This window comes from Pseudomonas sp. PA-4-8C (genome assembly GCF_021606625.1).
GTDB classification, from domain to species: Bacteria; Pseudomonadota; Gammaproteobacteria; order Pseudomonadales; family Pseudomonadaceae; genus Aquipseudomonas; species Aquipseudomonas lactis.
Map to the genome: position 1 here is coordinate 1 of NZ_WKCD01000177.1, position 11,227 is coordinate 11,227.

The window sequence follows — 11,227 nt, forward strand, 5'->3', positions numbered from 1 at the left end:
GGCACCCTCGCCCTACGGCGCCAATCGTAACTACCGACACAGCGGCGCTTTTACCGAGGATGCCTTCGGCCGGATCACCCCCACACTGCCGGGAACGTTCCACTCCGGCATCCGGTTTACCGACAACCAAAAGATCAAGCTGGCGACGCATCTGGTGGAATTCCTCGCCTGTATCAACCGGGTCATCCTCGGGGAGGCCGCTGAAATTGGCGGCGCCATGGGCCTGTCGCCCTCGCTGGTCACCCAGGTCGTCAACTGGAGCTGCGGCCCTAGTTGGGTGGCCGAACACATGGACAGCTACGAGCCGTGCTTCGACAGCATCGCGGTAGTCGATCAAAAACGCCATGAGCTAAAGCTGAGCGTTATCAACCGGATTTTCCAACAATCGATCCTGGATGTTGCCATCTCGCCCCGCATGGCGGGTCTTTCCGAGGCCGAGGGGGTACTTGTGCCATGAAAATAACGTCCATCAAGGTCTACCAGTTCGACGTCCCGCTCAAGGAAAAATACAGCCTCAGCGGCGGTCGCCTGCACTATGCCGCGCTGGATTCCACCGTGGTCGTGATAGGTACCGACAGCGGTTTGCTGGGGGTGGGTGAAAGCTGCCCATGGGGCGCCACCTACCTGCCGGCCTATGCCAGAGGCGTACGGGCGGGGATCGATGAACTGGCGCCCCATCTGATGGGGGAAAACCCGTTGCACCTGGACCAGATCAACGAGCGGATGGACGTGATGCTGCCCGGGCACCCGTATGTGAAAGCGGCAATTGACCTGGCGTGCTGGGACATTCTCGGCAAGCACTGCAACCTCCCGTTGTATGCCCTGCTGGGGGGTAAGTTCCAGGACTCGATTGCCTTGCAGAGCAGCATTCCCACAGACAACCCCGACCTTATGGCCACACACCTGGCGGCCGCCCGACAGCAGGGTTACCGCACCCATTCTTGCAAGGTCGGCACCGGTGTCGAAGAGGATGTAACGCGGATCAACTACCTGATTGCGCAGCGTTTGCCGGGCGAGGTGATTACGTTCGACGTCAATCGTGCCTGGACGGTGGCCGATGCCGTCGCGGTGATGAACAGCGTGCAGGATCCTACGGTGTGTTTCGAACAGCCCTGTGAGTCCATGGATCAGTGCCGCGCCGTGCGCGAGCTGACTCGTAATCCGATTATCCTTGATGAGTCTATTGTGACCCTGGCAGACCTGGCGTATGCCCAACGCCATAACATCACTCAGGTCATCGGGCTGAAAATCGGTCGGGTCGGTGGCTTGACCAAGGCCCGGCAACTGCGCGACTTCTGCATCCATCACGGAATCCAGATGAACATTGAGGACGTCGGCGGCACCTTGATTTCGGACAGCGCCGTCATGCATCTGGCCACCGCGACGCCAGCGCGTTTTCATCGCGCGAGCTGGAACTGCTGCCGGCACCACGATGTGCAATTGGCCACGGGTGGGTTCGATATTCGCCAGGGCCGCGCGTATGTACTGGACAGCCCGGGGCTGGGGCTCGAACTCGCCCCCCGGCATTTCGAATCACCGGTCGCGCAGTACAGTTGAGCGCCGCGGCCCTTTCCACCACGTTGATCCATGGAGGCTCCATGTCCAGCGCCCCATCATCCTTGCATCTGGCTCGCGGCTTCGACGCGGATCCCTTTGCATCCTTCACCTTACCCAGCGAACACTATGTGGATAGCCGGCTCTTCGAACAGGAAATGGAGCTGATTTTCTGCAAGACCTGGCAGTACGTTTGCCACGTTTCAGCCTTGGCCCAGGCCGGTGACTATTACGTCCGGGACCTGGGTCGCCAGAGTGCCCTGGTGGTCAAAGACAAGGACGGCGACTTCAAGGCATTCCACAATGTTTGCCAGCATCGTGCACACCGGCTCGTGGAGGGGAGTGGCCATGTGCCCGGGCTGTTGACCTGCCCTTACCATGCCTGGACCTATAACACCCAGGGCCAGTTGGTCAGCGCGCGAAAGTCCGAGCATCTCAAGGACTTCTGTACTGAGCAGGTGCAACTCGTGCCCATCCGGCTTGAGGTATTTTGCGGGTTTATTTTTATCAATTTCGACAGCAAATGCGCATCCATGCAAGCCCTGCTTCCCGGCCTGGAAGACTCCATAAGATCCTTTGCTCCGGCGCCGGAAAAATTGTCCCATGCGTATTCCAAGAACTACAGCGTGCAGTCCAACTGGAAAGTTTCGGTGGAAAACTATTCGGAGTGTTATCACTGCCCGATGTGCCATCCGACATTGTCCATGGCCACCCTTGATCTCAAGAGCTACCACTTGGCGATCCATGAGCATTACCACGCCCATGTCAGCCACGAAAGTGGAACAAATCAAGGGTATACGATGAAGGAAACCTCACCACAGTCCCGTCAGTTTGGTGCATGGTACTTATGGCCAAACTTTTGCCTGGAGGTGTACCCAGGGGGCTATATGAATGTCCTGCACCACATCCCCATCGCAGTGGATCACACCTTGCAAGTGGTCGAATGGTTTTGCGATGCCGCCACACCCACTCGGGAAGAGCAGGAAGTCATCGATTTTGTAGCGGTTATTCGCGAAGAAGATGTGCCCCTGTGCGCTAGCGTCCAGCGGGGCTTGAGCAGTGATGGCTACCAGCAGGGACGTTTTGTCGTTGACCCGGGCCTGGGTGCTAATAGCGAACATGCCGTGCATGACATCCAGAAAAAAACCCTGGCGGCCCTTGGCCTGCTGACACCCTCTTAGGGTCTTTGAAAACGCCCCCTTGGGGTTTATGTCGAGAGCGAGGCTGCGATAGTGGTGTATCAGATGCCATAAGTACCGGCAGTGCTACCGTCGCCACCTAATAGTAATCTGGCCGTTGAGCCGTGCGCGTCTCCTTGTCGGAGCTGGCTTGCCTGAGGTGGTCGTTAATGATGACGTTGAATATCTGACACCCTGCGGTGTTCCAACTGCCGCTATCGCAAGCGAGCTCCTCAGCGAACGGTCCTGCGCTCTAGCTTTCGCTGTTAATCTGCCCTGCCTTATCAGCGAAGGACCGAACGCAGGCATTGCGCCTCAGTCACCAAAGGATGACTTCAACCAATCCAGCAACTGCCGGGCTGCCGGACGCAGGTTGGCGTCTCGCCATTTGTAGACGCTCAGAGCTTCCGGCAGATGGGTGGATTCGGCAAAGGGCCGTACCAGGTCGCCGCTGGCGAGCATTTTTTCGGTGGTCCGACGCCACCCCAATGCAAAACCGAACCCCTCGACACAAGCCTGCATCATCACTGGATAGCTGTCGAAGAATTTGTCCTTGGAGCCACCCGCCTTGATGCCGAATTCCAGCAACCAATCGTTCCAGGTGCTCCAGTCTTGCGGTACTGCAACGTGGTGCAGCAGCGGCAGGTTGGCCAAGTCCGCCAAGACCAGCGGCGTGCTGCCAAAAGAAGCGAGGTAGCGTGGGCTACATACCGGATAGATGTCATCGCTCAAGGTAAACAGCCGCGTGTGATCGCCAGAAGCCCGGCCTGAGGTCTGGATGGCGATATCAAATTTTTCAGCGGTTGCGGTGATGGGCTGGGTCGATGCGTTAAGGCGCACCTCCAGATCCGGGTACTTCCTATGCAGCGCGGGAATATTGGGCGTCAGCCAATAGAAAGCTTCGCACAACTGTGCCACTAGGACTACTTCGCTGCTTTCCCGGCCTTTTTTCAGATCTTCGGCTTGCGACGCAATACCCAGGAATGCCGTCCGAACGGCATCGCGAAATTCGACACCCGCCGCCGTCAGGAATACCGCCCGATTTCTGCGGGTAAATAACGCAACACCCAGGAATTCTTCGAGAGAACGCACCTGTTTGCTAATTGCGGCCTGGGTCAAGTTCAACTCTTCAGAGGCTTTGGAAAAGCTCTCAAGTCGCGCCGCCGCTTCAAAAGGCACAAGGCTGGACAGTGGGGGCAGTGAGCGTTTGAAATTATCCATAATTTTCAGTCCTTCTGCGTAACCATAAGTCACTTTAAATACAGCCAGTGCGCACTCAGAATCCTTAAAGCCGTTAATCAAGGAAAACTCATGTCTGGAAGCACTACGATAACCGCCACTGATAACCGACAAAGCATTCTTATCGTTGTAGGTTCGGTATTTTTGCTCTCGGTGTCAGACGCCATCATAAAGGCAACCAGTGCCGAGACTTCAATGTGGCAACTGTATGTAATCCGTTCTGTGCTGGCCTCGGGCATTCTGATGGCGCTGGTGGTTCACCTGCGCGGCGCCACGAATTTGTGGCCGCTGTCTCCCCTGTGGGTGGTGATAAGAAGCCTGCTGCTGTCGTTGATGTGGATCGCCTTTTACGGCGCACTGCCCTTCATCAGCCTGACCGTCGCCGCCTTGGCTATCTATACCACACCTCTGTTCATCGCTTTGTTCTCGGCCCTCTCCTTGAAGGAGAACGTGACCACACGCAAATGGCTGGCGATCTGCCTGGGTTTTGTCGGGGTCGTGATTACCCTGGCGCCGAGCACCGAAGACTTCAATACCTATGCGCTACTGCCTGTACTCGCCGCTATTTTATACGCCCTTGCCGTGGTGGTGACCAAGGGCAAATGTGCCGATGAGGACCCCGTACTCTTGGCGTTGGCCATGAATGTCGCGTTGCTGATCATTGGGGTGGTGGGCAGCTTGGTGGTGCTGCAGACCGGCCCGCATTTTCCGGTGGATGACGGTTTACGATTCCTGATTGGAGGCTGGTCGGCCATGGGCCAGGGCGACTGGTGGATCATGATCGTATTGGCGGTCCTGATGGTAGTCGTCAGCATCGGGCTCGCCAAAGCCTACCAAGTTGGTGAGACCTCGGTCATTGGTGCGTTTGACTACACCTACCTGATTTTTGCCATCGCCTGGGGCGCCCTGTTGTTCAACGAAATGCTGAACGGCCGAACCGCTACCGGCCTGGTCCTTATTCTGCTGTCGGGTTTCATTGTGCTGAAAAAACCCGCAGGCGAGCGCTAGACACCTCACGTGTACAGGCCCTGCCCAGGAGCTGTTTATGCTGACGTCATCTCATCTGCCCAACGTAATTCTCTGGGCCGTCTCCCGGAGCCGCTCGACCGCCTTCGAGCGGGCCGTGATGCAACATCCAGACGTGAGGGTGCTGCATGAGCAGCTGTCGGAACCCTTCCTGTTGCAGCACTTTCCCGCCAAGCATGCGCTGATCGAGCGCACCCGGCAGGCCGAACAAGGCCCCGTGGGCATCACCCGCTACAGCCAAGCGATGGACCTGCTGTGCCAACGCCCCGCTTTGCCCCTGCGACTGCAATTTGCTAAAGAGATCGCCTATTTTTTTGACTTCCAGGCCATTGATGGCGCCTGGTTGACGGGTTTCAAGCATGTCTTCCTGGTACGCCAGCCACTGGATGTCATGCAATCGCTTTATCGCGTCAGCCAGGGCGGCGGTACCACTTATTTCGATGCCGCCGAGTCGGGTTTCGATGAGCTGGCGAGCATTCATAATCTAGTACTGGAGCATTGCCCCAGCGACCAAGTGCTGTACCTGGACAGTGACGCCGACTTGATGGGGGAGACCCAAGGCACCCTGATGCGTTTCTGCGATTTTGCCGGTATCGACTATTCCCCACGACTGTTGTCATGGGAGCCGGAACAGATTGCGCAATGGCAGTTTTTCAAGGGTTGGCATGATGAGGCCGAGCGCTCATCCGGGTTCGCCCCGGTGACACACTCGGCCATGGAATTCCCTGAGATAGTGGAACAAACGGCGCGGAACAAGCAGGTGATTTATCGGTTTTTCCAGCTATCCGCCACCTGGCAACGGCTGGCTGATGCAGCGGATCACCTTAAGTGCCTGCATGAACCGATCACGACGCGACTCCAAGTCCTGTTACTGGCCCCATCCGACGAGCATCGCAGTAGCGCCCTGCAACTGGCGGCCCATCTCCCCGAAGACTATGCCCTTTGGCTGTTGGACAGCAGCGGCCAGATGCTGAACGAGGAAACCATGCGTGAACTGGCCATGTTGCAGGACGGGCCTCTGGTGCTGCTGACGACCGACGAAAATATAGCCTATTGCTCTCCCGCGCAGGCGCGTCAGCGGTTCCTGTGCCTGATGGCACCTGACACGCCATCGGCCAGGGCCCTTGACTTGCCCCTGATAGCCATCGATCCGTCCAACCCTGGCGCTCAGGCCCCGCGAATCAGTGCGCAACTGGCAACCCTTGCGCTAAATGCGAGCCTACGTAGCCGCACGCATCAAATCGCCAGCAACCGCCACGCCAGCACTGCCAGCGCGCCGGGCCTATCATGGCAGCAACACTTCTTTCGCTTACTGGACCAAGCCCCTGAGAGGTTGGTCGCGATGACACCGCATAGGCAACTGAATGCCAGGCAACTGCATGCCCATGCCACCACGCTGGCCGAACGCCTGTCGAAAGTTTGCACCCATAGCGGCTGGGTGGCTATCCGCCTGGACAAGGACCTTCCAAGCCTGATCACCATGACCGCCTGCAGCCTGCTGGGCTGGCCCTACCTCGATATTCCTCACTGGTATGGCCTGGAGGCTACCGCCAAGGCCCTGACCAACCTCCAGCCGGTGGTGGTGGTAGGTGACACCACCAGTCTCAACGACTTGCCGCCCGGTTATCGCACCCTGGTGTTCGACGAACTGGACCCCGCGCCCGCTGCCGTAACCCGACGTGCAGCTGTCGTCAATGACCTAGCTTACGGCCTGCTTACCTCCGGCACTACCGGCACGGCGAAGATTGTCACCATCGCCGAACACGGTCGCCTTGATTCCCTGGCGCTTTGGCAACAGCACATCCGCCCGGGCGACCGAGTGGGCCTCAATGCTTGGATGGCTGGATATGTCTACTACCCTATTTTCAGCGGTGCCACCGCCTGCCTGATTCCGGATGCCATGGTGTTGGATCCTCAGGCTCTACGGGCATTCGTCCAGTGGGGCCAGCTCAGCCAATTGATGATCACCCCCAGCCTGGCGGCAGGCCTGATGCAGGATGAGCCGGCGTTCAAACAAGCCTTTGCCGCAGTGCATTGCCTGTGGCTGAGCGGCGAACAACTGCCAGCGACCACGCGCCAGAATCTCGTGCGCTGCCTGCCGCATTGCCGGGTGATCGACCTGTATGGCTCGAATGAAGCCGGAGATGTCGCGTTATCCGCCCCGGACGGACATCTGCAATTTACCGCCGGAACCCAGGCCTACGTGCTAGACCCGGCCCTCGATTGCACGCCGCTGGGTGGCCACGGTGAACTGTACGTCCATACCCCAGGCCTCAGCATGGGCTACCTCAATGACGACGCGGCAAACCGCAGTGCCTTCGTGGAAAATCCAATGGCCACCGACTGCCCGACGCTGGCACACCGGCTGCTGCGCACCGGCGATATGGTGCGGCTGAGCGAGACCGGAGAGGTTTATCTGATAGGGCGTGCGACGACCCATTTGAAGGTGCGCGGTTTCAAGATCTTCAGCGCAGACGTCGAGCGGGTATTGATGACTCACTCCGAGGTACGCAGCGCGCTGGTCACTACCCGTGGCGAGGGCCAGGATATGCAACTGGTGGCCTTTATCAGCGCCCGAGACCCCGACAACCCTCCAGCTGCTGGCGCCCTGCGCCAGTGGGCAGGCCAGCACCTGCCCGCATTCAGCGTGCCACTGGGGTACTTTCTTGCCGCGTCGATTCCGGCGGGAGCGAGCCAGAAGCGTCTGAGTGCCCAAGCCCTGTTGCTGCAGCCTTTAGCACCGCTGTCGGATGACCTACCGCCGCTGACGCCGCTGCAAGTACGAGTGGCAAGGCTGTGGGCGCGCTGCATGAACCTGCAAGGGGTCACCCTGGGGCCCGATAGCGACTTTATCGATATTGGCGGCAGCTTGTTGCTGCTGGATTTGATGACGCGCATCAATCGCGCATTCGAGACGAACCTTACGATTGCCGATATCACCCGCGACTCGACGGTGGCAGGGATCAGCAGGCTGCTGGCCCATCGGCTGCAAGGTACGCCGCTGTTGGAAGTGGCCTTTTCGGTCACGGCAGAAGCCGAGCGTTATTTGGCCCGGTTGACCACGGCTGTGGCGAGCCTGCAGCAGGCGCCGCGACGCCTGGCCCGACGCACAATCATGGTCACCGGAGCGACTGGGTATCTAGGGCGCAGGGTGGTTGCCGAACTGCAACAAACAGCCGGTGTGGAGACGATCTTGTGCCTGGTCCGTGCGGATGATGCGGCCCAGGCTCAACGTCGGGTAGCCAAATTGGGATTGTCGCCCCGCACGGCTCGGGTCGAGGGCATGGCCGGGGATCTGGCGCAACCACAATTCGGCCTAGCGAGCGCGGCCTATCAGCGGCTGTGCCAAGACGTGGACTGCATCATTCATTGCGCCGCCGACGTCAACTGGCTCAAGCGCTATGAACGCCTGGCCCAGACCAACGTCGGCGGTGTGGTCGAGGTGCTCGGCCTGGCAGCCGCAAACGGGGCCGGCGTGGTGTTTGCCTCGACCCTACCGGAGCCGGTGCCATCGACCGGCTATAACCGCGCCAAGCTGGTGGCCGAACACTTGGCCATTGCGTTTTGCGAAAGCCGCGGGCTGTCCCTGAACATTCTGCGCTGTGGCGACATCAGCGCCCCCGCACATCCCGACAGTGGCGCGTCGATAAACCAGGAGGACTATGTCGGGCTACTGATTCGCAGCTGCTTGGCCCTCAATGCCTGGCCAGACGAAGCGAGCTGGTCAATGAACCTGACCCCCGTGGACTATGTCGCGCAGGTATTTACCCACACAGCGATCCACGGCCAGGCCTTGGGTTCACCGCCCGTACAGCACCTGTATAACCCTGCGGCGAACCTCAAATGGACCCAGTTATGCGCCTGGATACAGACGCTTCTGGGACCAACCCAGTATGCACCACTGCCCCTGGAACAATGGCAGGCCAGACTCAAGGAACAGGCCCCTGGCAAGGCCGTGTTGCAGCGCACGCTGTTAATCCTGCCGATGATCATTGATGACTTCAGCTACTTCAACCCTCCACCGCCGCTGCTACTTGATCATTTGGAGTGCCCGGTGATCGACGCTGAATGGACCCAACAGTACCTCACGGCACTGAACCTAACCCAGGAGTGAACCCATGACACGCACTACTAACGGCTGGGCCGCCTATGGGCCGGGCTCTCCACTGGAACCGTTCACCTACCTGCGCCCGGATCCCGGGGCCAACGAAGTGGAGATCCAGGTGACCCATTGCGGAGCCTGCACCAGCGATCTGCATTTGATTGAAGGCGATTGGGGTGAAGCTTCCCAATACCCACAGGTGTGTGGCCATGAAGTTGTGGGGCGCGTGGTGCGCACCGGGTCGGCAGTTACCCACCTTAGCCCCGACCAGCGCGTCGGCGTCGGCTGGTACAAGGGCGCCTGCCTGGCGTGCGAGTGGTGCCTCAAGGGTGAAGAGCAACACTGTGCGGCCGTGCTGCCAACCTGCAGTAACGGGCAAAAAGGCGGGTTTGCCGACTTCCTGACCTGCGACAGCCGCTTCGTGTTCTTGCTCCCCGACAACCTGCCCTCTCATGTGGCCGCGCCGCTGTTCTGCGCCGGGCAGACGGTGTTCACCGCGTTGCTACGGGGCACCCGGCCAGGCATGCGCGTGGGCGTGTTGGGCATCGGTGGGCTCGGCCACCTGGCCATCCAGTTTGCAGCCAAGTTCGGCTGCACGGTCACCGCGTTATCGAGCTCCGATAACAAGAAAGCCCAGGCATTACAGCTGGGTGCGCGCCATTTCTACACCCTGGACTTGGCCACGTTGCAGGCACAGGAAAATACCCTGGACTTCTTGCTAATCACCGCTTCCAACGACCAGGACTGGGAACGGGCCATCGCCCTGCTGCGCCCCCATGGCACCCTGTGTTTTGCCGGGATGCCCGGCCCGGTCACGCTGGACATTCCTGCCATGACCTACAAGACCTTGACCGTCAGTACCGCCAACGTCGGCGGGCGTCACGACATGCTGAAAATGCTGGAATTTGCCAGCGAACACCATGTCTGGCCGATGGTGGAGATTTTCCCGACAGAGCAGATCAACCAGGCCTTGGACGCCCTGCGCAACAACACAGTGCGCTACCGAGCGGTAATTGAATTCTGACTGTCATCCGCCCCCATGGAGATGTCTTTCATGCCCCCGTCACTGGTACTACCGTCACATCCCCTGCGTACCCCGGACCTGGTGCCCCACCCGTTTGAGATCGAACGCCAGGCCCAGTCCACCCTCAAAGGGCATCGCTCATTGCTCTTGTGGTTCACCGGTATGTCGGGGGCCGGCAAGTCGTGCATTGCCAACCGCGTGCAGGCCGGCCTGCACGGTAAGCGGCTGCACACCTGCCTGCTTGACGGCGACCGGCTACGCCAGGGCTTAACCGCCGACCTGGGCTTTGCCGATAACGACCGCAAGGAAAACATTCGGCGCACGGCCGAGGTCGGCAGGCTGATGGTAGATGCTGGGGTCATCACCCTGGTCTGCCTGATCTCGCCCTTCGAACAGGAACGCCGCATGGCCAGGGCGCTGTTCGTCCCCGGCGACTTTATTGAAATATTTATCGATGCGCCTCTGCATGTCCTGGAGCTGCGCGACCCCAAGGGCCTCTACGCCAAGGCACGCAAAGGCCTGATCAAGAATTTCACCGGCATTGACTCGCCCTATGAACGCCCGGAGGCCCCCGAAATTGTCATTGACAGCACAACCTCCTCAATCGAGCAGGCCGCACACACCATCGAGAGTTTCCTCAAACGCCAGCGGGTATGGGGGTAACCGTTACATCAGCAACAGGCAAGCACTACGAAACACTTGTTGTCGTCCAGGCCGGTTTCAACGGTGTGGCGGCGTCCAATAAAACCAAGCATCGGAAGCTCGTACCAATACGCTTAGCACTAACTGGTTAGCGCCGAAGCCGCAAACGACATCCCATCTGCGGAGATAGCTTGTTTGACGACTGTCGCCAACACCAAAGTCATTAAGACTTTCAGACCAAGCCCCTGAACATAGGAAGGCTCCGCATTCCTATGTTCAGGGGCTCACATCAAAATAACGATTAGCGGCTAACCATCTAATCCAACATCACCCGCAAAGTAAGCGTCCAGCCCGCCCACCTTCTCCTCGAGCACCCCTGCCCGCATCCTCTGTATTTTTCAGCAGGGGATTCACATGGAAACGATGCACGCGCGGCGCGAGTCCTGGGCCAGGCATGTCCAG

The 11,227-nt window shown here is 59.2% G+C and carries 7 protein-coding genes and 1 pseudogene; 7 read left to right on the forward strand and 1 reads right to left on the reverse strand.

The window, feature by feature from the left end; all coding sequences use genetic code 11:
• The 3 genes and pseudogenes from GIW04_RS21250 to GIW04_RS21260 form a co-directional block, all read left to right on the forward strand.
• Window positions 1-457 (forward strand): annotated as a pseudogene (locus GIW04_RS21250) (NAD(P)-dependent oxidoreductase); the annotation flags it as partial.
• Window positions 454-1,557: a mandelate racemase/muconate lactonizing enzyme family protein gene (locus GIW04_RS21255; protein WP_032902220.1), complete on the forward strand. Its 1,104-nt coding sequence runs from the start codon at window positions 454-456 to the stop codon at window positions 1,555-1,557. The pseudogene GIW04_RS21250 and the gene GIW04_RS21255, both read left to right, overlap by 4 nt.
• Before the next feature lie 41 nt (window positions 1,558-1,598).
• On the forward strand, window positions 1,599-2,735 hold the full coding sequence (locus GIW04_RS21260) for an aromatic ring-hydroxylating oxygenase subunit alpha (protein WP_236269974.1): 1,137 nt from the start codon (window positions 1,599-1,601) through the stop codon (window positions 2,733-2,735).
• A 312-nt stretch (window positions 2,736-3,047) separates the two neighbouring features.
• Here the strand turns inward: GIW04_RS21260 and GIW04_RS21265 are convergent, their stop codons facing one another.
• On the reverse strand, window positions 3,048-4,034 hold the full coding sequence (locus GIW04_RS21265) for a LysR substrate-binding domain-containing protein (protein WP_232964618.1): 987 nt from the start codon (window positions 4,032-4,034) through the stop codon (window positions 3,048-3,050).
• A 9-nt stretch (window positions 4,035-4,043) separates the two neighbouring features.
• On the opposite strand from GIW04_RS21265, the gene GIW04_RS21270 reads away from it, so the two are divergent.
• Genes GIW04_RS21270 through cysC form a run of 4 tightly spaced genes read left to right on the forward strand, consistent with a single transcriptional unit; the run spans window position 4,044 to window position 10,786 of the window.
• Complete coding sequence (locus GIW04_RS21270) at window positions 4,044-4,979, forward strand: DMT family transporter (protein ID WP_032902217.1); 936 nt, start codon at window positions 4,044-4,046, stop codon at window positions 4,977-4,979.
• Between the two features lie 37 nt (window positions 4,980-5,016).
• Window positions 5,017-9,111 carry an SDR family oxidoreductase gene (locus GIW04_RS21275; protein WP_120249111.1) on the forward strand — a complete coding sequence of 1,365 codons (4,095 nt, stop codon included), beginning with the start codon at window positions 5,017-5,019 and terminating at the stop codon, window positions 9,109-9,111.
• A gap of 4 nt (window positions 9,112-9,115) precedes the next feature.
• Window positions 9,116-10,123, forward strand: coding sequence for an NAD(P)-dependent alcohol dehydrogenase (locus GIW04_RS21280; protein WP_032902215.1), 1,008 nt, complete (start codon window positions 9,116-9,118; stop codon window positions 10,121-10,123).
• A 30-nt stretch (window positions 10,124-10,153) separates the two neighbouring features.
• Window positions 10,154-10,786 (forward strand): adenylyl-sulfate kinase, encoded by a 633-nt coding sequence (cysC, locus tag GIW04_RS21285; RefSeq protein ID WP_050587212.1) that lies wholly within the window; start codon window positions 10,154-10,156, stop codon window positions 10,784-10,786.
• Window positions 10,787-11,227: the final 441 nt, after the last annotated feature.